The organism is Pseudomonas sp. BIOMIG1BAC (genome assembly GCF_001705995.2).
Taxonomy (GTDB): Bacteria; Pseudomonadota; Gammaproteobacteria; order Pseudomonadales; family Pseudomonadaceae; genus Aquipseudomonas; species Aquipseudomonas sessilinigenes.
In genome coordinates, this window is record NZ_CP049045.1 from 5,231,905 (window position 1) to 5,252,468 (window position 20,564).

Genomic DNA, 20,564 nt, shown 5'->3' on the forward strand with positions numbered 1-20,564 from the left:
ACCCGGGCCGATGCCTGACGTCAAACCGGCCTCCTGATGCTCTCCCGCCTTTACCCCGGCGCCGCAGCTTGTATGATGGCGCCTGCCTAAAATCACCTGTCGAGTGCCGCCCTGCGCGGGCCCGATACCCCGTTGTCGCCCCTGTCTGCACCCCACGCATGCCGGTCCCTGGAACTGCCCTGGTATCGCCACCGGACAGGCGCGTGCCCAAGGAATGTCCATGACCCCGATCCGCCCCTTAGCCCTGGCGCCAGAACGCACTGCCGGGCCGACCTTCAATCGCCTGGCCCTGGGCCTGCTGCTGGCTGGCACTGCGGGCGCTGCCAGCGCCGCTACCGAGTTGCCGACCCAGACCGTGAGCGCCCGCCAGGATTACGGCTACCGCAGCGACAGCGCCTCGGTGGCCAGCTTCGACGAGGCACCGCTGCTGGATACCCCGGCCTCCATCAGCGTGATCAACGAGGACATGATCAAGGACCAACAAGCCCGCCTGCTCAGTGAAGTCCTGCGCAACGATGCCTCGGTGGGCCAGAGCTACGCCCCCGTGGGCTACTACGAGAATTTCGAGGTGCGTGGCTTCTCGCTGAATGCCGCCAGCAGCTACAAGATCAATGGCCGGACCATCACCGGCGAGCAGAACGTGGCCCTGGAAAACAAGCAGCGGGTCGAGGTGCTCAAGGGCCTGTCCGGCTTGCAGAGCGGGGTCAGCGAGCCCGGCGGGCTGATCAACTACGTGACCAAGCGGCCCACGGATATTCGCTCGGTCACCGTCTCCACCGATGATCGCGGTAGCGGCTACCTGGCCACCGATGTCGGCGGCTGGTTCGGCAGCGAGCAGCAGTTCGGCCTGCGGGCCAACCTGGCCCACGAGGACCTGCACTCCTATGTCGAACACGCCAATGGCCAACGGGATTTCGCCTCCCTGGCTTTCGACTGGAACATCAGCCCCAACGCCCTGCTGCAACTGGACATCGAATACCAGAACAAGGAGCAGCGCTCGGCCCCCGGCTACCAGTTGCTGGGCGGTACGGCCCTGCCGCACCACGCCTCGCCGAAGAAGCTGCTGGCCCACCAGAGCGGCTCGAAGCCGGTGACCAACGAATCGCTGAACATCAGCGGCAACTTCGAGTACCGCTTCAACGATGACTGGAAGGGCAACTTGAGCGCCTCGCGCAGCCGGGTGGTGATCGATGACTACAGCTCGTTTGCGTGGGGTGGCTGCACCACCGGCTGCATCAATGACAATGGCAACTACTTCAGCCCTGAGGGCAACTACGACATCTACGATTTCCGCAGCCCCGACGACACCCGACGCAACGACGAAGTGCAGGCAGTGCTCAGTGGTCGCTTCGATGCTGTTGGCCTGGGCCATGAGCTAAGTCTGGGCACCAGTGCGTTCAGGCGGGTAGTGAACAATCGCGATCAGGTGATGCACCCCATCGGCGATGGCAATATCGATAGCGAACCGGCTGATTTCTCTCGCTACAACGGCCCGCTCGGTGACTCACATCGACGCCTGGACAGCCGCCAGTACGGGCTCTTCCTCAGTGATCGCATCAGTTTCAACGAGCAATGGCAAACCGTCCTGGGTGGTAGAGAAGTACGCCTGGATGAAAAAGCCTCCAACACCCTGAGTGGCACGGATCGCCACACCCAGCGCTATATGTTCCTGCCCCAGGCGGCGCTGATCTACAAGCCGATGGCCAACCTGTCGCTCTACACCCAGTACGGCAAGGGCCTGTCCCTGGGCGGGCAGGCCCCCTGGTTCATTACCACTAATAAATTCGAAATCCTGGCCCCCACCGTGTCACGGCAGATCGAGACCGGGATCAAGTACGACTGGCAGCGCATGAGCTTCACCGCCGCGTTGTTCCAGATGCGCCAGGCCTACCAGTACGCACGCCCGGACGGCAATGGCCAGTTCACCTACATCCAGCAAGGCCAGCAAAAGAACACCGGCCTGGAGCTCTCGGCCAACGGCTGGGCCACCCAGCGCCTGCAGGTCGCCGCCAGCGTCGCGGCGATTCGCGCGCGGGTCGAAGGCACCGGCACCCCGGCCTACGAAGGCCACCAGGCCCTCAACGTGCCACGCCTGCGAGCCAGCCTCCAGGGCGACTACGCCCTGCCCTGGCTCGACGGCCTGGCCCTGCTGGGCGGAATGCAATACAGCGCCAGCAAGTACGCCGACCGCACGGGCAACGTCAGCGCCGGCAGCTACGCGATCTTCAACATCGGCAGCCGCTACAGCACCCGCATCGATGGTTACGACACGGTGTTCCGCCTGACCGTGGACAACCTGTTCGACAAGCGCTACTGGCGTGACGTCGGCGAATACCTGGGCGACGACTACCTGTTCCAGGGCGCACCGCTGACCGCCCGCCTGAGCGCCTCGATCAACTTCTGACCCCGCGCCTCGTCCCAAAGCCTGCGCCAGCGGCCACACAAAACACCTGTAGCCGCTGCCGAGCCCGCGAGGCTGCGACCGGGCGCGCAGCGCCCGCAAACCCAAGCGACACGATTTACCGGCCCTGCGCCTCGTCCCGAGGCGTACGCAGCCTGCGCCAGCGCCTACACGAAGCCTTGGCCGCCATCTGCCCTCGCGATAAGGCCATCTCCAATCTGCACGACCGGCACCACGTTCATGCAGTTAGGATATGGGCAACTCCCCCCACCCTGGCCCAGCCAGCGGTGCGAACAATAAACCGGAGATTGCCCGATGCTGCCCCCTGCCCCCGATAACACCCCACTCCAGCCCCTGCCCGCCGACTTGGTGAATGAACTGACCGCTCTGCTGGGCCAGCGCTTCAGCACCGCCGCCAGTGTTCGCGAGCATCACGGCCGGGACATCTCCGCCCTCGATCCGCTGCCGCCGCAAGGGGTGGCCTTCGTCCATCACCTCGACGAAATCATCGCTGTGCAGCAGGCCTGCCATCGCCATCGGGTGCCGATCATTCCCTACGGCAGCGGCAGCTCCCTGGAAGGCTGGTTGCATGCGGTCCACGGTGGGGTGTGCATCGATGTGTCGGCGATGAACCAGATCCTGGAGATCCGCGTCGACGACATGGACGTCACCGTGCAACCTGGGGTAACCCGCAAGCAGCTCAATGCCGCGCTGCACGGCACCGGCCTGTTCTTCCCCATCGACCCCGGCGCCGACGCCTCTCTGGGTGGCATGGCGGCGACCCGGGCCTCGGGCACCAACGCCGTGCGCTACGGCACCATGCGCGAAAATGTCCTGGCCCTGACCGCGGTGCTGGCCGATGGCCGCGTGCTGCACACCGGCGGCCGGGCGCGCAAATCCTCCTCGGGCTACGACCTTACCCATCTGCTGGTGGGCTCCGGCGGCACCCTGGCCACGGTGGCCGAGCTGACGGTGAAGTTGCACCCGATCCCCGAGGCAATTTCTGCTGCGGTGTGCAATTTCCCCAGCGTCGATCAAGCGGTACAAACGGTGATCCAGGCCATCCAGCTGGGAGTGCCGATTGCCCGTATCGAACTGATCGACGCCCTCACCGTGCGCGCCCTGAACGCCTACAGCAAAACCCGGTTGAACGAAGCGCCGTCACTGTTCTTCGAGCTGCACGGCTCCGAGTCTTCGGTCAAGGAACAGGTGGAGACCATCCGCCTGCTGGCCGACGAACACGGCGGCCAGGATTTCGACTGGGCGGTGCACCCGGAAGACCGCAGCCGCCTGTGGCAGGCACGGCACGATGGTTACTTCGCCGCCGTGGCCCTGCGCCCCGGCTGCCGCGCCCTGACCACCGACGCGGTGGTGCCGATCTCGCGCCTGGCCGAATGCATCGAAGCGACCTCCGCCGACCTGCAACAACAAGGCCTGCTGGCGCCGATCTTCGGCCATGTGGGCGACGGAAATTTCCATGCGGTGATCCTGGTCGACCCCGACGACCCCGAGGAAGTGCAACGCGCCGACGGCGTGGCCCAGCGCCTGGCGGAACGGGCCATCGCCCTGCAGGGTTCCTGCACCGGCGAGCACGGCATCGGCCTGACCAAGCAGGCCTATATGAGCCTGGAGCACGGGCAGAACGCGGTGGACGCGATGGCGGCGATCAAGGCCGCCCTCGACCCACGGCAACTGATGAACCCGGGCAAGATCTTCCCCCGCGGCCCGGCCACCGACTAAGGCTGCCCCGCCAAGGAGCCCCCATGGAAATCCGCCAGCTGAAATACTTCGTCGCCGTGGTCGATGCCGGCAGCCTGTCCCGCGCAGCCCGGGAGGTACACGTGGCGCAATCGGCCCTGAGCAAGCAGATGTCGGCCCTGGAAGCCGACCTCGGCGCCCAGTTGTTCCATCGCAGCAACAGCGGCATCCGCGTCAACGACGCCGGCAAACTGTTCTACGAATACGCCCAGGGCCTGCTCAAGCACCTGCAGGACGCCCGCGCCGCACTCAGCAGCGAACCCGGCGCGTTGACCGGTTCCATCGTCGTCGCCCTGCCCCAGAGCGTGGCCAGCACCGTGGCCCTGCCGCTGATCCAGGCCGTGGCCCGCACCTACCCCAAGGTCGAGCTGCACCTCAATGAAGAACTCACCGGCAACCTGGTGGACCAGCTGGTGCGGGGCCGGGTCGACATCGCCCTGTTCACGCCCATCGGCCTGCCGCCACAAGTCAGCTTCAGCCCGCTGCTGGAAGAAGACTTCTACCTGATCCACCGTGCCGACGACCGTCACGCCCCGCCACCGGGCGAGGTGACCCTGGCCGAGGCCGTGGCCCGGCCGCTGGTGTTTCCCAGCCGCGCCCACAGCCACAGCACCCGGGCCTGCGTCGACCAGGCCCTGGAGCGCTTGCACTTGCCACCGGCCCAGGTGGCCATGGAAGTCAACTCGGTGCACATCCTCAAGAGCGCCGTGGAGGCCGGCATCGGCCCCAGCATCATGCCGCTGAACCTGGCCCTGCGCGAAGTCGCCGAAGGCCGGCTGGTGGCCCATGCCATTGAGCCCCGGGAAGTCTTTCGCACCCTGGGCATCTGCGTCTGCGAAGCCCTGCCCGGCAGCAACCTGCGCAGTGCCATCGCCAACCTGATCGCCCAGGTGGTACGCGACATGAGCCGCTCCGGCGAATGGCCCGCCACCCGCCTGCTGCCCGAGGCCTGAACCGCTGTTTCATCCATTGCTTCGACAACAAGAATAAAGAGGCTAGCCATGAACCGACCTTCCCCGCCGCCTGCGGCTCTCGACGACGCGGCCCTGCACTCGGCCTACCGCAAGACCGCCTGGCGCATCATCCCGCTGCTGATCCTGTGTTACCTGGTGGCCTACCTGGACCGGGTCAACGTCGGCTTCGCCAAGTTGCAGATGCTCGACGACCTGAAGTTCAGCGAAGCGGTGTACGGCCTGGGTGCCGGGATCTTCTTCGTCGGCTACCTGCTGTTCGAGATCCCCAGCAACGTCGCCCTGCACCGTTTCGGCGCGCGGCGCTGGATCGCGCGGATCATGGTCACCTGGGGCCTGTTGTCGGCGGCGATGATGTTCATCCAGACGCCGCTGACCTTCTACGTGTTGCGGCTGCTGATCGGCATTGCCGAAGCCGGCTTCTTCCCCGGCATCATCTTCTACCTCACCACCTGGTTCCCCAGCCAGCGCCGAGGGGTGATGACCGCCCTGTTCATCATGGCCCTGCCAATTTCCAGCCTGTTCGGCTCATTGATCTCGGGCCTGATCCTGCAACACCTCAACGGTGTGTCCGGCTACGCCGGCTGGCAATGGCTATTCGTCATCGAAGGCCTGCCCGCCGTGGCCCTTGGCGCCGCGGTGTTCTTCCTCCTGCGCGACCGCATCGCCGACGCCCACTGGCTCACCCCGCAAGAACGCCACGGCATGCAAGCCGCCATCGACCGCGAAGCCGCCCACAAACAAAGCCACCGCCTGCGCGACGGCCTGCTCAACCCACAGATCTGGCTGCTGGGCGCGGTGTACTTCTGCCTGGTGCTGGGCCAGTACGTCATCAGCTTCTGGCTGCCCACCATCATCCGCAACAGCGGCGTGCAGCAGCCCTGGGCCATCGGCGTGCTCACCGCCCTGCCCTACGCCGCCGCAGCGGTGACCATGGTGCTGGTGGGACGCAGCTCGGACCGCCACGGCGAATATCGCTGGCACCTGGCGGTCTGCGCGGGGATTGGAGCGCTAGGTGTGGCGTTTGGCACTTTCTTTGGTGACAACCTGGTATTGGCCATGTTCGGCCTGATCATCGGCACTGCTGCCATGATCAGCAGCCTACCGGTGTTCTGGGGCTTGCCCACCGCCGTAGTGGGCGGCGCCGCAGCCGCGGCGGGCGTGGCGTTGATCAACACCCTGGGCAACGTGGCGGGATTCTTCAGCACCATCGTGGTGGGCTGGCTGACCCAGGTAACGGGCAATACCCAGGCTGCGATGTACTTCATGGCGGCGATCCTGCTGATCGGAGGAGCCCTGGGCTTGATGGTCAACCACGTGCGCAAGGCGGCACGGCTACAAACGGCCTGACGCCGCCCCCTGCAGGAGATGGCTTGCCGGCGAAGGCGTCCTCAAGACCGCCCTCGCCGGCACAAATATCGAAACTATCTACCTACGCTGCCTCGCCACACCCGAGAGCAACACCATCGCGGACCACTTGAATCAGTCCAGCCACCCGTTCAACAGCGTCTCGTCCGCATCGTCATCGAGGCTCTGATGGATATTGGCGTAGTACCACACGATCTCGGTTTTCTCGCGAAAATCATCAACCCTGTCCGCCTGAATCAGCACAGGGGATTGCTTGTCATCCATACGAGGCTCCACAGCTTCCAGGCTCATCTAACCCACTGGCCACCACGTCCCCAAAGGGCGCAAGCGAACGGGCCTCAAGGCAACGGCGCAAAGCTGCCACCGCCCTCGTTCCAGCGAAACCCCGGGAACTTGCAGCCCTTGAAAACAACCTGCAGTTGCTCACCCTCACCCTGCAACTGCAAGGTATCCACCCCTTGATTCGGACAACCCGGTGCCGCGATCGCCAGGCTCACGAGCAGTTTGCCGGTGCTCTTGTCCATCACCTCCACCGTCGTGATCCGCCGATCACTGCCCTGCATCGGCACCTGGAAATACCAGCGTTTGGTAGAAGCACGCTGCAACAGCGTGGTGACCGGCTGTGGCCAGGAACGATCCGAATCCACCAGGCCCACCAGTTTCAGGGCAATGGGCAAGGACTTGCCCGTGCGATAACTGGTCCAGGTGCCGCGCACCTGCTCCTGCTGGCGGGAGTTCATCAGGTCATTGAACTGCAGGCGCGCCACCGGCAGGCCCTGCTCGTCCAGCTCATCCATGGCCAGCACCTTGTTGCTGTAGCTGAAGGTCGGCTTGAGACGGATCGGCGTGCGATAGCGCTGATAGGCATAGGTGCCCTGGTAGACCGCATTCTGGTTGCCCAGGGTCAAGACAATCGCCTGCTTGCCCACCGTGCCCTCGTACACCCCATGGGACGCCTGGGCCGGCAGCAGCCACAGCGCCAACAACAGAGCAGCCAGGCCCCGGAAAAAATCCAATCCGCGCATCAGAAACGCTCCTCGCCAGACGACAGGTATTGCAAACGCTCAGGGCTGATCACCCGGTAAAAATCCCAACGCCGAGTGCGCTTGTCGTAATCGATAAAGTCCTGCTTGCTGAACTCCATCTGGCCACTGGGGGAAAAGCGCAGATCGCCGTCCGCCGCGAACTGCTCCATCTGCGGGTGGCGCAGATATCCCCGGCTCTCGCGGTAAAACAGGTAGTACTGAGTGGGCGCGCACCACTGCCGGCCATCCGCCTCCGTCAGGCGATAGCTTTGGGCCCGGAAATCCATCCGCGCCTCGGCCTGGAAATGGCCAAAGGTCAGGGTTTGGGTGCCCACCGGCGACAGGCACCACTGCCCGCGAATGTCCTGCACTTGCTTTCCGGTGTTACGACTGATCACCCGAATACTGTCCACCAGCGCCACCTCCTCCCCGGCCTTGCGCGCGGCATGCACACTGAAATAGAAGTCCCGATCGAACACCGGCTGCAGCAACTCTCCCTCAAACGCCTCCCGCTGACTGCCGCCAAAGCGCGTCACTCGCTGCAACTGCAACGGCTGCTGCGTGCCCGTGCGCAAATCCACCAGACTGCCCTGCAGCGCCTCCGCGCCCTCGGCGAACGGCTGCAACGACACCGCCGTCGCCGGCAGGGTCGGGTTGTCCATGATGTTGATCAACAGCGCAGAGCCGGGGTGGAAAGGCGTGGATTCCAACGCCATGGGCAGGCGCTCAGACTCGGAAAACCAATAGCCGGACATACCGCCGCCGTATTGCGAGTCGTAGGTCAGGGCCAGTTCAACCGGGGTGTCGCCGAGGGTGCCGCGGTAGGTGGTGGTGGGGTTGGCTTGGGCGGTTGGGGTGAAGAGCCCGAAGCCAAGCAAGAGCACTGGGGTCAGGCGCAAAAGGAAGTGTTGCAAGTGACGCCGTTTGCCAGCCCTTGTTTGCGTACTGCTGCCAGTGGGCTGGGTCATACCTGCGCTCCTTGCGGTGGGGAAAAGGGGCGCAGGATAGCAGCCGTTTGTGTTGCCAATGCAATCGCTGTTTGTGTAGCGAATATGAACTCCTTAAAGAAAGCAGCTACTCCTAAAGATTTCATGCCCTATTCATCGTCTAATTCACAACCCGGTGTAAGGCTAGTCCCTTTCTATTGAGCGACTTTTACTAGCAAATCCCAACCGCTTGCGCCTAATACTTTGGCTGTCTAGGCTCGGTTCATCACTGCATATCAGTGATCGGGTTTAGCAGCTCGAAATAGCACATTGGGGCACCCACTGACATTGGAGATGCACCATGAAAAAGCTCGTTGCTGATCCGCCCCTGTCCTTACCTGGACAATTCAGAACCCCCGAACACGGTATCGACACCCAGCGCATTCGCTTGGCCTTGGCAGCGCATAGCACTGAAACATCGATCCTCAATAGTCTGAAAAACACTCTACCTACATCCGTAGGTCATCAATCCATGTTCAGTGTCCGTCCCGGCATCAATGCTGAAGAAGCGTTGGTGCATGTGTCGTTGCTGCTGGACTGTGCAGTACAGGTCAGCGATGCAATCACCGAACGCGCCAGCGGTGTGGAGCGTGGGTTGATTTGGTCGATGATCCATTCGGTGGAGATGGCTAGAGCAGTGGTGGATTCGTTGCTGGATGCCAATAAACCACCGAAAGCTCGGTAATCGACTAAACGCTCGAAAGTCCAAAAAGCAGAAAACGGGGTCACCACTGATGTACCCCGTTAAGCACCTGATGATCTGACGACGTTTGTCACGCTCGAGTGTGCGGCAGCTTCAACCTCAACGGGCACCGACTCAGGCCTGGCGCTGACGCAGGTTATTCAGCATTCACTCCTACCTCAACCTTGGCTTTACTGCCATCCCCCACAAACACGTCACGAGCCACATTGCCCACCGTGTTTGTAGTCACAGAGTCAAACGTCGCACCTACTAGTCCACCCAGCAGAGGAACGGCTTTGCCTAGATTGACCACGCCAGTGCTGCCAAATTTGGTCAACAAGCGAAAGCCTACGGCTTGATTGATTTTGGTGAGGGTGGCTCCACTGATTTTCTGAATGGAACTGATGGCCAGTTTATTGGCGAAGGAGATGCCTACATCCTTGAGGATGTCCTTGGCGGCGTTACCGGCCAGACAGGTGTAGACCAGCGTTTTGACCCGATCATCACGAGGGTCGTGGCCACCGATATAGGCAATGGCAGTGATCATGCGTAACTGCACGTACATGACGCTGGCGATGTTGGCCGGGATGGTCACCGGCAAGGTGATAACACCACCTAGGCCTGTCAGGAAACCGGAGGTCGCGGCTTTGGTGTTCTGCCAGCGAATAAGGGAGTTGGTTGCGTCTAGCGCGTTGTCGTTGTTGCTCAGGTATTCATCTGCGAATTCTTTCGCTGTGCCTGTGCCTGGGATACCGTCCATTGCCTTTTCGTAGGCCCATTCCAGTGCTTGCTGGAGCTTGCTTTCCGTTAATTCCTTGCTCATTGCGAACCGGCGTCATTGTTGATGATTGTTTTGTGGGCTAATCCCGACCACAAATAATGGCCGAGAGCCATCATTCTGACTAGTGCGCCTTTAGTCAAATACAAACGCCGCACCAGGTGGACGTGCGAGCAAGCAAAACAGCTGGGACCCTATCTTTTCAAGCATGTCGGCGGTATTTGGCTTCTAGGCCGTAGTGCTCTTGCGGCCGCCTTCGCTGGCAAGCCAGGCTCCTACACGGACCGGCGTCAACCGATGGCTGTGTGGTATCACCGAACATTGCGATACAACATCAACCGCGCGCCCTCATGCATCCCCCGCGTCAATTCCAGCAACCGTTCAAACTCCTGCGGATGCTCTTTGGCCACATCGTCGCGTGGGGTGGGTGAAGCCAAATCATGCAACGTAGCCTCACTGCCGTCGTGCTGCATCTGCAGCAGAAAATCCTGGGTCACGCCGCCAATGACCGGAAAGGTCCCTTCCCTCAATACCAACGGCACCACGCGCTCGCCTTCCGGCGCGGGCTGTTGAATGTCTCGCCCCATGGCGCCATTGGTAAACGGCATCCCGGCCATGCCAGCCACCGTGGGTAGCAGGTCGGCGAGGCCGACGGCTTCTTCGATCACCTTGGGTTGCAACATCCCCGGGGCATGGATCAGCAGCGGTACGTTGTTGCTCTCCAGCCCCAGTTGTTCAAACGCTGGGGCCATGTGGGGGATCTGGCTGATGCGGGTGTTGTGGTCGCCGAAGAACACGAAAATCGTGTTGTCGTAGTAGCCCCCCGCCTTGGCGATCTCCATCAGGCGTCCGATGTTGAAGTCCAAGAGGCGCACGGCGTTGTATTGCGCAAGGCTGCGCGAACCCGCGGCCTGGACCTGCTCCAGGGGCAGGTCCTGAGTTTGGAAGCCGTCGTTGTCCTTGGGGATGGTGAACGGGCGGTGGTTGCCGGAGGTTTGCAGGTAGGCGAAGAACGGCTGGTCTTGGGGGATGGCGCGCAGCAGGCGGTCGCTTTCCTTGAACAGGTCGAGATCGGAGATGCCCCAGACGTCCACCAGGGGCGATTGCCAGTGGCTTTCGTCGTACAGGCGCACGTTGTCGATGCTCTGGCGGATCAAGCCGTTGATGTTGGCCCAACCGGCGTTGCCACCGATCAGGTAGAGCTTGTGGTAGTCGCTGAAGGCGTTGATCAGGCTGTGTTGGCGGGTGATCAGGGGCTGGCGGGTGGCGGTCTCCTGGCGAGTGACGTCGGGCACGCCGGTGATGCTCGCCCACACGGTCTTGGCGGTGCCGGTGACCGGGACGTAGAAGTGCCTGAAAAACCAGCTCTGGCTGGCCAGGCGGTCGAGGTTGGGGGTGGGGTTGAGCGGGTTGCCGTAGGCGCCCACAGCGCTGGTGCCGAGGGATTCGAGCATGACGAAGATGACGTTGGGCGGCCGTGGACGATCGATGCGGTACGGCTGAATGCCTTGTTGGCGGGTGAAGCTCAGGCTTTGCGGGTCCGGATTGTCGACGCCGAGGTAGCGGGCCAGGGCCGGGTAGTGTTGGCGCACTTGGGCTTCGTCGTACTGGGCCTGGCCGGCCTTGAGGGTGTCGTAGAAGAACAGCACGGGGTTCAGGCCCAGGGCGGCGATCTGGCTGTTGCCGGAGAAGTAGGCATCGCTCCAGCGCAGGGGCACGGGGTTTTCCAGGTTGAGGTTTTCCACCCGCCCGAGCAGGGCGAGGAACACGGCGGCGATGCCCAGGGCGCTGACGCCGGCCAGGGACAGCCGGCCAAGGGCTTGGGCCGGACGGTCGAGGGTCAGGCGTTCCAGGCGCAGCAAGGCGTAGCACCACAGGGCCAGGGCAATGCCCCAGGCGAGGACGATCCACAGCACCGGGTAGCTTTCCCAGAGCATTTGCCGGGAGATCTGTGCATCGTCCAGGTAGCGCAGCACCGTGGCGTTGATGCGTACGCCCAGGTAGGCGTAGTGGCCGAAGTCGATGATGTACAGCAGCCCTACCCCGCCCAGCACCAGCAGCAGGTAGGCCCGGGCCAGCCAGCGCAAAGCCGGCAGGCGCAGCAGGTTCCAGCGCGGCAGCCAGGCCAGCACGGCCAGGGGCAGCAGGATCAAGAGGGTCAGGCGCAGGTCGAAGCGCAGGCCGATGCCGAGGGTCTGGAGGATGGCCTCGCGCTCGTTGGCGGCACTCAGGTCCACCCCGGAAAACCCCACCGCGAACAGCAGCCGCAGCAGTACCAGCAAGCCGAATACCAGCCCGATTGCGCCCACGCCGTAGCGCAGGCGGCGTGATTGCAACCCGCCCATCATTGACCTCTGTGTGGTGTTGTCGAAGGCCGCGACGCGGCCTGTGGGTTTATCCGGCAAGGGACTGCCCGCGGTGGCGATGGGCGAAGCGGCGCCACAGCCACAGCAGCAACCCGCCGCTGCCGACGATCAGGCAGTAGCCTGCCAGCAAAGGGTCCATCAGGTAGTCCCAGTAGTTTTCCGAGGGCTTCAGACGCAGGGCGAAAGCCAGGGTCCCCACCGCCAGCATCAGTACCCCAAGTGCATTGCGCTGCCACAGCAGCACCAGCGCCGCCAGGCCCATCAGCACAATCATCGGTCGTGGGTTGTAGCCCCAACGGTACGGGTCGAGGTAGGTCAGGCCCAGGGTCGCGGGGTACAGGCTCAGGGTTAGACCGATAAACAGCAGCAGGACCTGCACCCGGTGCCTGGCTTGCAAGGGCGCCATCAGCCCCAGGCGTTGCAGGCTGACCCAGCCCAGCAGCACCAGGGTGCTGATGGCCAGGTCATCGGTGAAGCTGCGCACATAGGCCGCCAGCGGTAGCTGGTTCAGCGGAATAACACTGGCCAGGGCCAGCAGCGGCAGCAGCCAGGGCCGCCAGGACGCGGTCAGGCGCAGGCTGCCGAGCAGCACGAAGCCCAGGAGGATAAAACTCAGGTGGGCTTGCCACAGAGACATCATCACAGGCGCTCCGCCAGCCACGCCGCATTGAAGCTGACGTGCTTGATAAAGGTGTTGTTCCAGGAATAGACCAGGTGGTACATGCCATCCGCCCCGCGGCTGAAGTAGGGGTATTCGTACTCGAAGTCGCAGCCCTGGGGCTTGCACACCCGGTAGTCGAGGCTGCTCAAGAAGCGCTGTTTCAGGGGCAGGCGCTGGGCACCGCTGGAAATGCGAAAGCCTTCGCCGATGATTGCCTTGTAGGCCTCATGGGTAAACGGCTGGCCCAGGGGATCGGGGGACTGGTCCAGTTCCACCAGGGACCGCCACTGACTGAGACCGGCGTCGGTACCATACAGGCTGAGTCTGAAGCGCCCATCCTGCAAATCGTTGAGGGCGACCAACAGGCCCTGGTCATCGGTGCCTATCGCCGCCAGGGAAGAGTTGGGGTTGGACGGTTGCAGCGGATAGGGCTCGCTCCAGGTCTGCCCGGCGTCTTCGGTACGACTGGCCAGGACCTTGTGGTGGGTGTCGCCGGCGTAGCGCAACATCGCCACGGCACGTTGCTCGTCCAGTGGCACGATGGTCGGTTGCAGGGAGTGCTTGCCACGGCTGATGCGGAACTTGTCGATCACCGCACCATCGGGGCTCAGGTACAGGTACTCGGCGAACTTGCCCATGAACTCGTGGTACACCGGCAGGCCGATGGCGCCATCGGCATGGAACACCGGCGCGGCGCGGACCAGGGTGCTGATATTGAAGAATGGCGAGGTGATCAACTGTTGCGGCGTCGACCAGTTGCGCCCCAGGTCATCGGACACCATGGCGTTGATCGCACTGGTGGCCCAGCCGCCTACCGACACCGAGACGTAGAACATCCATAGGCGCTGGTCCGGGGCCAGGGCGATCACCGGATTGCCCAGCTTGCGGATGTAGCGCCCGGTGCCGGCACGAGTCGATTCGCGGGTGGCCAGCACCTGCTCGGCACCCCATTCGCCGCTCTTGGCGTCAAAGCGTGCGCTGCGCACCTGGACATCGGCCGCGCCTTCCCGGGAGCCGGCGAACCACACGGCCATCAGGTCGCCACCCGGCAAGGCGGTGACCGACGAAGAATGCACGAAGTCATCCAGTTCCGAGGAGACGAAACGGCTCTGGTACCGAGGGAGTTCTTTGCCGCCGGCCTGGTTGGCCACGGCGACCTGAGCGAACGGCGCCAATTGATGGGGCGGATGGCTGCGCCACGCGGCGATGAAAACCGCCGCCAGCAGCAAACTGCTGCAGATGAAGATCAAGCCAGGGGACAGCGCACGCATTCAGGAGTCCGTTGCAGAGACAGGTTAAAAACCAGGGAAATCGTCAATGCCGTGTCGATTTCGGCAAGGGTCGACGGCGGCCGGTGAGCATCGACAACGGCAGGTTGTCGCGCACCTGGAAGCTTTCAAAAATCGCCGCACACACGTGCAGCAGCACCAGCCCCAACAGCACGTCGGCACTGGTCTGGTGTATCAGCAAGGGCCAATCGGCGCCCCACAAGGCATCGACTTCCTGCATCAAGAAACCGCTGATGCCGATCAGCACCAGGGCCAGCAGCATCAGCAGCATCACCAAAGCCCCCAGGGGCGAGTGCCCCAGGCGATGCTCGGGGCGCCCGGCCAGCAGCGAGCGCAAATGCCCCGCCAGCCGCGTCCGAGTCGGCCAGAAGTCGGACCAGCGCGCACTGCGCGGCCCGACAAAGCCCCACAGCGTGCGCAACAGCAGCCAGGCCATGGCGTAGTAGCCGAGCCAGACATGCCAGTCGTCACCGGCTTCATTGAAGAAGTAGTTACCGACAAAGACCCCGGCGATAGACAGGTGAAACAGTCGCACCAACGGGTCCCATAGCCGCTGGGAGGCGGCAGGCATCAGCCCTTGATCTCGGTCTTCACCGCCTTGCCGGTGACCGGATCGTGATAGATCTCGACCTTGCGCTTGTCCTTGTCGAAGCCATAGATCTCGTAGCAGTTGCCGTCGGTGACCTTGAACTTGCTGATTTGGTAGCCCTGGGCCTTGAGCTGCTCCTGGAAGGCTTTCTGGTCTTGCCATTGCGAGCGTTCGGCGGTGGTGCATTGCGGGCCGGCGATGGCCAGGGGGCTGGCGAGAACCAGGGACAACAGCAGGATTTTGCGCATGAAAAACCGCTCCGGGATCAGGGAGTGGCCACTGTGCAAAACCAAGCTTAATGAAAGCTTAGGCCGCAACGCGCCGTAACATTTCCCCCGGTAAAAGCCCTGACGCAGCCTCGCGGCGGGCGTCATCATGCCGCCACTTGCACCCCGCCGCCCAACCCCGCCAACCCACCGAGGACCGCCCATGCGCCTGCTGCTTGTCGAAGATGATCGCGCCCTCGGCCAGGGCATCCGCACCGCCCTGGGCGCCGAAGGCTACACCCTGGACTGGCTGCAGGATGGCATCAGCGCCCTGCACGCCCTGCGCACCGAGAGCTTCGACCTGTTGCTGCTGGACCTGGGCCTGCCGCGCCTGGATGGCCTGGAATTGTTGCAGCAACTGCGCGCCGCGCAACAGGACCTGCCGGTGCTGATCCTCACTGCACGCGACGGCACGGCCGAGCGTATCGCCGGGCTGGACGCGGGCGCCGACGACTACCTGGTCAAGCCCTTCGACGTCGACGAATTGAAGGCCCGGGTCCGCGCCCTGCTGCGTCGCAGCCAAGGTCGTGCCCAGCCCCTGCTGGAACATGCCGGCATTCGCCTGGACCCGGCGACCCAGCAGGTGCACTACCAGGCAACGGAGATCGTGCTGACGCCCATGGAGTACCAACTGCTGCACCAATTGATGGCCCGCCCGGGCAAGGTGGTGACCCGCGAGCGCCTGTCCCGGGCGCTGTATGGCTGGCAGGACCGGGTCGAGAGCAACACCCTGGAGGTGCTGATCCACAACCTGCGCAAAAAGTTGTGCGCCGAACTGATCCGCACCGTGCGTGGCATCGGATATGTGCTGGAGCTCAAGCCATGAACTCGGTGCGCACGCGAATCCTGCTGCCGCTGCTGGTGCTGGTGCTGCTGGGGGATGTACTGATCAGTTGGCTGGTACTGCGTGACAGTCACCATGAAATCGAAGAGGTCTACGACGCCCAGCTGGCCCAGAGCGCGCGCTTGCTGCAAGGAGTCCTGCGCTCGCAAGAGCCGGGCAACGCCGATTGGGAACGCCTGTACCAGGCCTTCGACCAGGCCATGAGCCGGGTCGGCGTGGACGGTGCCGCCCACCCCTATGAAACCCGCCTGACCTTCCAGGTCTGGCGTGACGATGGCCAGTTGCTGGTGCGCTCTGCCGAAGCACCGGTACTGGCCGCTCCGCCCACCACCCTGGGGGGCCATGATCTCCTGGAGAACGGCAGGGACTGGTGCGCCTTTCTCCTGGCCGACCCACAGCAGGGCCTGCTGATCTGGGTCGGCGAACGCGACGATGTCCGCCAGGACCTGATCCAGCGCATCGTCCGTCACACCCTGCGGCCAACCCTGGTCGGCCTGCCGCTGCTGGCCCTGCTGAGCTGGCTGGCCATCGGCTGGGGCCTGGCGCCACTGCGGGCCATGGCCCAGGCCATTCGCGGGCGCAACGCCGAGACCCTCCAGCCCCTGGCGCTCAACCCCCTGCCCCAGGATTTGGAACCGATGCAGACCGCCCTCAACCAGCTACTGGCACAGATCGATAGCCTGCTGGAACGCGAGCGACGCTTTATCGCCGACGCCGCCCATGAGTTGCGCACGCCCCTGGCGATCCTGCGGATCCATGCGCAAAACGCCCAGCAGGCCGCCAGCCCGCAACAGCAACGCGAGGCCCTGGACTTCCTCGTCAGCGGCGTGGACCGAGCCACCCGCATCGCCAGCCAGCTGCTCACCATGGCCCGCATCGAGCCCCACCTGCACAGCCCACGCATGTGCCGCATCGACCTCTGCGCGCTGGTCCGCGAAGAACTCGCGGAACTGGCGCCCCTGGCCCTGGAGAAAGAGGTCGAGCTGGTGCTCGAAGGCACCGAGGACTGCCAGCTAGATACCGACCCGGCGGCCCTGTCCATAGCCTTGCAGAACCTTTTGACCAACGCCTTGAACTTCTCCCCCGTAGGCAGCGAGGTACGGGTCGGCGTGCGCCCCCAGGCCGATGGCAGTGTCCACCTGAGTGTCGAGGACGCCGGCCCCGGCATCGACGAACAACATCGCGAACGATTGCTGGAGCGCTTCTACAGCCAGGGCAACGCCCAGGGGGCCGGGCTGGGACTGGCTATCGTGCAGATGATCGCCGGCAAGATCGGCTGTCACCTGCAACTGCATAACCGCCCCGAAGGCGGGCTGTGCGCATTGTTGCAATTCAAGCCAGCGCTTCAGCCATCCGCCTGAAGCGGCTATCCTGCGGCGCCACCCGCAGCGGGTGGCGAACATGCCTGACAGGAGCAAGACATGGCCATGCCGGACCGGCTCAAACCATTACCAGCGACGCCAAAGATGCGCGCGCTGATGAAGGATTTGCTCAAGCAGATCCTCGACAGGATCTGGGACAACCAGGAACGGGAAAACGCCGAGATCAGTGCATTGATCCAGCAATGGAACGGCTATGCCGGCCGGGCTTTCGAGTTTCACGAGTTCCGCGATATGCACAGCCATACCAGCGAGGCGAACTTCCTGCGTACGGCCTTTCACCAGGAAAAGTACATAGGTGACTTGAGCTTCGATGAGGCCTGTGCCGTGACGGACTTCATCTGCCAGTGCGAAGGCACGGAGTCTGATACGGACTACGCCCTGGGCCTGTTGGAAACCAACTTCCCCGAGGCCAATGCCTCGGACCTGATCTTCTGGCCCAACGAGTGGTTTGGAGATGACGGGATGCTGCATATCGAGCTGAGCTCGGCGCAGATCGTCGGTTACCTGATGGTGAAATCCTCGCGCCAGCTGCCGGATGCCCCGCCGATCGACCTGCCCTATGCCATTGCCCAGGACGGGGCCTGACGCCGCCCTGGGTGTTCTCCTGCCAAGCCGCTGGCCGGGTCCCGGCCCGGGCTACCTAGCGGCGCCTGCTCCGCTCAGGCATTGCTGCAGGCGCTCGAACGCCTGGTCGTCGATGCCCAGGTAATGGCGGATCTGCCGATCCTTCTTTCGGGTGGTGATCACCTCCAGCACCTGCCGGGCATCACCTGCCTCCTGGCCGACGATGTGCAGCGCCCCTCGATCGCCCAGTTGCCCAGCGCCCTGGGGATAGAAAACCGTTGCGTCGAGCAGCGCAAAAGGCTGACCCGAATCGTCGCGCTCAAGCCGCTCGACACGACACTCCACGTGCTTGAGATAGGGTTCGTGGTGGAACAGGGGAAGCGTTTCGTCCATGTTGGCCTCGAGTGCCTGGGGGTTATCCGTTCATTGGGTTGCATTGGCAACCCGCTCTCGCCTACCGCCCAGGGGTGAGCCTCGGCCTTTGATGCGGTGGATTTTGTGCCACCCACCACCCGCCAATCCAACAAATAGCGTTATTTTTCTTTCATAAGATCAATCAAGCAGGCGACAGGAATCGCTCCCGGCCAATGCTGCGCCGCCGAACCAAACGGTTGATATGACAGCAAAACAATCAGTACCCGCCCATCCGTTATGATGCCCCCCTGTCCGACAACTGGAAGTCCGTCCCCATGCTCAAACCCCTGGCCGTCCTGGCCCTGACCGGCGCTTCAGCTTACGCCGCTGCCACGCCCAGCGACCTCGCCGGGGTGTGGACGGGCACCCTGGGAAAATCCGCGATCACCGCCTGCTTCAACGCTGCCCCCAACAGCAACGCCAGCTACTACTACCAGCGCTTCGCCACGCCGATCCAGCTGACCCAGGCACAGGCCAGCGAGCCCTGGATCGAAGACGGCCAGACCGGGTATTGGCAGCTCGACGCGCCCCAGGGCGATCGCCTGAGCGGCACCTGGAGCAAGGCCCCGAGCGACACGCCATTGCCTCTGCTACTTACCCGCACCAGCACCGAAGGCTGTGGCAGCGATGCCTATAACGCGCCGCTGGAGGCCGCGCCGCTACCGGTCAAGGTGCAGAGGAAAGAATTCGAAGGACACCGCTATCAGCTCAGGACCCAGGGCGCCCAGGTCAGCCTCAGGCTGGAGGGCGATGCCCCGGCGCTGAAGAACATCAACCGGCAGCTGGAACGTCTGGCCATCAGCCCCGAAGGCCAGGAGGAGTTCTTCAGCGAGCGCCGCGAGTACCTGGGGCGCAATGGCTCCGGCTACACCAGCGAAATCAGCGTCGAGCCCCAGTACTGGTCGTCGCAATGGATCACCATCAAGTTCTATCGCTGGTCCGCCGGCATGGGGCGCAACGGCATCAGTTGGGGCCTGCACAGCTGGAACCTGAAGACGGGCGAACGCGTCGACCCCTGGACCTGGGTAGGCGGACGCCAGCAGTGGCATGACGCCTACTCCGGCCAGGTGAAACTGGCGCCCGGCTTTGCCACCTGGCTGGAGAAACAGACCACCGTGGACGAAGGCTGCCCGGCCGTCAGCAGCTACTCGAGCTACGACCTGAGCTTCAACACCCAGGGCCTTCAGCTCTCGACGCCCGCCTACGGTGACGGTTGCGACAATGAGCTGAGCTTCACCTGGGACCAGTTGGCACCGGTGCTGTCGGCCCAGGGCAAGGCGGCACTGCCGAGTTTGCGCTTGCCTTAGTAGCGCTCACCGCCAGGTGTGAACAGTCTCCAACAGCCGGGCGGCCTTGCCGCTCTCCGGGTCAAGCCTGGCCACCACACCCGCGGTTCAGCCAGCCGACTCAGCCCAGGTCGCCACCGCCCACCGGCAGCACCGTGCCAGTGATGTAGGAGGCTTCATCGCTGGCCAGGAACAGGATCGCCGCTGCCTGTTCATCGATGCTGCCGTAGCGGTGCATCAGGCTGCTGTCGAGGGTCTGCTCGACGATCTGCTGGTACCAGGCCTGCTCCTCGGGGCTCGGCTCGGCGCTATTGCGCGGGATACGTCGTGGCGGCGCCTCGGTGCCCCCCGGCGCGGTGGCGTTGACCCGCACGCCACGGCCGGCGGTTTCGAAGGCCAGGCAGGCGGTGAGTGCGTTGATCCCGCCCTTGGCCGCGCCGTAGGGCACGCGGTTGAGGCTACGGGTGGCGATGGACGAAACGTTGACGATGGCGCCACGCCCCTGTTCCAGCATCTGCGGCAAGGCAGCGTGGCAGCACCACAGGGTCGGGAACAATGAACGACGCACTTCAGCCTCGATCTCCTGCGGCTGGTAGTGCTCGAAGGGCTTGGCCCAGATCGTGCCGCCGACGTTGTTGACCAGCACATCGAGGCGACCGAAGTGGGCGATGGCGGCGGCCATGATCCGGCTGCATTCGGCGTATTGCTCCAGATCGGCGGTCAGGGCCAGGACCGGGTAGCGAGGGCTGAGCTCGGCGGCCAGTTCGAAGACCAGCTCCGAGCGATCCACCAGCACCACGCGGGCGCCCTCCTCGGCCAGGCGTTCGGCGACACGACGACCGATGCCCTGGGCGGCGCCGGTGACCAGGGCAACTTGGTTGTGGAAGCGGTTCATAAAGACCTCGGGGGTGGGGAAAAGATGGCAAGGACAATG

Annotated in this window: 20 protein-coding genes; 9 read left to right on the forward strand and 11 right to left on the reverse strand. The window is 63.7% G+C overall.

The features are described from left to right. Positions 1 to 220: 220 nt before the first annotated feature. The 4 genes from ATY02_RS24265 (at position 221) to ATY02_RS24280 (ending at position 6,480) form a co-directional block, all read left to right on the forward strand. On the forward strand, positions 221 to 2,404 hold the full coding sequence (locus tag ATY02_RS24265; RefSeq protein WP_068582404.1) for a TonB-dependent siderophore receptor: 2,184 nt from the start codon (positions 221 to 223) through the stop codon (positions 2,402 to 2,404). 312 nt (positions 2,405 to 2,716) lie between these two features. Further along, the gene (locus ATY02_RS24270) at positions 2,717 to 4,141 is read left to right on the forward strand and encodes an FAD-binding oxidoreductase (protein ID WP_068582402.1); all 1,425 of its coding nucleotides are present in this window, start codon (positions 2,717 to 2,719) and stop codon (positions 4,139 to 4,141) included. Between the two features lie 23 nt (positions 4,142 to 4,164). After that, a complete protein-coding gene (locus ATY02_RS24275; RefSeq protein WP_068582400.1) occupies positions 4,165 to 5,112 on the forward strand; it encodes a LysR family transcriptional regulator in 948 nt (315 codons plus the stop codon). Positions 5,113 to 5,160: 48 nt separating this feature from the next. Further along, positions 5,161 to 6,480: an MFS transporter gene (locus tag ATY02_RS24280; RefSeq protein WP_068582397.1), complete on the forward strand. Its 1,320-nt coding sequence runs from the start codon at positions 5,161 to 5,163 to the stop codon at positions 6,478 to 6,480. Positions 6,481 to 6,612: 132 nt separating this feature from the next. Here ATY02_RS24280 and ATY02_RS24285 read toward each other — a convergent pair whose 3' ends face one another. From ATY02_RS24285 to ATY02_RS24295, 3 genes are all read right to left on the reverse strand, one after another. After that, positions 6,613 to 6,762 (reverse strand): hypothetical protein, encoded by a 150-nt coding sequence (locus tag ATY02_RS24285; protein ID WP_164487258.1) that lies wholly within the window; start codon positions 6,760 to 6,762, stop codon positions 6,613 to 6,615. A 74-nt stretch (positions 6,763 to 6,836) separates the two neighbouring features. Further along, positions 6,837 to 7,523 carry a hypothetical protein gene (locus ATY02_RS24290; protein WP_068582395.1) on the reverse strand — a complete coding sequence of 229 codons (687 nt, stop codon included), beginning with the start codon at positions 7,521 to 7,523 and terminating at the stop codon, positions 6,837 to 6,839. Continuing rightward, complete coding sequence (locus ATY02_RS24295; RefSeq protein ID WP_068582392.1) at positions 7,523 to 8,491, reverse strand: hypothetical protein; 969 nt, start codon at positions 8,489 to 8,491, stop codon at positions 7,523 to 7,525. The genes ATY02_RS24290 and ATY02_RS24295 overlap by 1 nt, the downstream gene beginning before the upstream one ends. 319 nt (positions 8,492 to 8,810) lie before the next feature. On the opposite strand from ATY02_RS24295, the gene ATY02_RS24300 reads away from it, so the two are divergent. After that, positions 8,811 to 9,194 carry a DUF6124 family protein gene (locus tag ATY02_RS24300; RefSeq protein WP_068582390.1) on the forward strand — a complete coding sequence of 128 codons (384 nt, stop codon included), beginning with the start codon at positions 8,811 to 8,813 and terminating at the stop codon, positions 9,192 to 9,194. Positions 9,195 to 9,348: 154 nt separating this feature from the next. On the opposite strand, the gene ATY02_RS24305 is transcribed toward ATY02_RS24300, so the two are convergent. From ATY02_RS24305 to ATY02_RS24330, 6 genes are all read right to left on the reverse strand, one after another. Further along, positions 9,349 to 10,014: an EcsC family protein gene (locus ATY02_RS24305; protein WP_068582386.1), complete on the reverse strand. Its 666-nt coding sequence runs from the start codon at positions 10,012 to 10,014 to the stop codon at positions 9,349 to 9,351. Between the two features lie 266 nt (positions 10,015 to 10,280). Then, positions 10,281 to 12,314 (reverse strand): LTA synthase family protein, encoded by a 2,034-nt coding sequence (locus ATY02_RS24310; protein WP_068582384.1) that lies wholly within the window; start codon positions 12,312 to 12,314, stop codon positions 10,281 to 10,283. A gap of 49 nt (positions 12,315 to 12,363) precedes the next feature. Further along, entirely contained in the window at positions 12,364 to 12,975 is a 612-nt protein-coding gene (locus ATY02_RS24315) for a hypothetical protein (RefSeq protein ID WP_068582381.1), read from the reverse strand. Further along, positions 12,975 to 14,267, reverse strand: coding sequence for a sialidase family protein (locus tag ATY02_RS24320; protein ID WP_068582378.1), 1,293 nt, complete (start codon positions 14,265 to 14,267; stop codon positions 12,975 to 12,977). The genes ATY02_RS24315 and ATY02_RS24320 overlap by 1 nt, the downstream gene beginning before the upstream one ends. A 43-nt stretch (positions 14,268 to 14,310) precedes the next feature. After that, positions 14,311 to 14,856 (reverse strand): cytochrome b/b6 domain-containing protein, encoded by a 546-nt coding sequence (locus tag ATY02_RS24325; protein WP_068582376.1) that lies wholly within the window; start codon positions 14,854 to 14,856, stop codon positions 14,311 to 14,313. Continuing rightward, positions 14,856 to 15,122, reverse strand: a complete 267-nt coding sequence (locus tag ATY02_RS24330; protein ID WP_068582373.1) for a PepSY domain-containing protein — start codon at positions 15,120 to 15,122, stop codon at positions 14,856 to 14,858. The genes ATY02_RS24325 and ATY02_RS24330 overlap by 1 nt, the downstream gene beginning before the upstream one ends. 181 nt (positions 15,123 to 15,303) lie before the next feature. On the opposite strand from ATY02_RS24330, the gene ATY02_RS24335 reads away from it, so the two are divergent. The 3 genes from ATY02_RS24335 to ATY02_RS24345 are packed head-to-tail and all read left to right on the forward strand — an operon-like array spanning position 15,304 to position 17,951. Further along, positions 15,304 to 15,966, forward strand: coding sequence for a response regulator (locus ATY02_RS24335; RefSeq protein ID WP_068582370.1), 663 nt, complete (start codon positions 15,304 to 15,306; stop codon positions 15,964 to 15,966). Continuing rightward, positions 15,963 to 17,345: an ATP-binding protein gene (locus tag ATY02_RS24340; RefSeq protein WP_068582367.1), complete on the forward strand. Its 1,383-nt coding sequence runs from the start codon at positions 15,963 to 15,965 to the stop codon at positions 17,343 to 17,345. Before ATY02_RS24335 ends, ATY02_RS24340 begins: the two co-directional genes overlap by 4 nt. Positions 17,346 to 17,405: 60 nt before the next feature. Next, positions 17,406 to 17,951 (forward strand): hypothetical protein, encoded by a 546-nt coding sequence (locus ATY02_RS24345; protein WP_068582364.1) that lies wholly within the window; start codon positions 17,406 to 17,408, stop codon positions 17,949 to 17,951. A 51-nt stretch (positions 17,952 to 18,002) separates the two neighbouring features. Here the strand turns inward: ATY02_RS24345 and ATY02_RS24350 are convergent, their stop codons facing one another. Then, positions 18,003 to 18,323, reverse strand: a complete 321-nt coding sequence (locus ATY02_RS24350) for a hypothetical protein (RefSeq protein WP_068582361.1) — start codon at positions 18,321 to 18,323, stop codon at positions 18,003 to 18,005. A gap of 296 nt (positions 18,324 to 18,619) precedes the next feature. Here ATY02_RS24350 and ATY02_RS24355 point away from each other — a divergent pair, with 296 nt between their 5' ends. Further along, positions 18,620 to 19,651, forward strand: a complete 1,032-nt coding sequence (locus ATY02_RS24355; protein WP_068582359.1) for a hypothetical protein — start codon at positions 18,620 to 18,622, stop codon at positions 19,649 to 19,651. A 100-nt stretch (positions 19,652 to 19,751) separates the two neighbouring features. Here the strand turns inward: ATY02_RS24355 and ATY02_RS24360 are convergent, their stop codons facing one another. Then, a complete protein-coding gene (locus tag ATY02_RS24360) occupies positions 19,752 to 20,525 on the reverse strand; it encodes a 1,6-dihydroxycyclohexa-2,4-diene-1-carboxylate dehydrogenase (RefSeq protein ID WP_068582357.1) in 774 nt (257 codons plus the stop codon). Between the last annotated feature and the right edge of the window lie 39 nt (positions 20,526 to 20,564).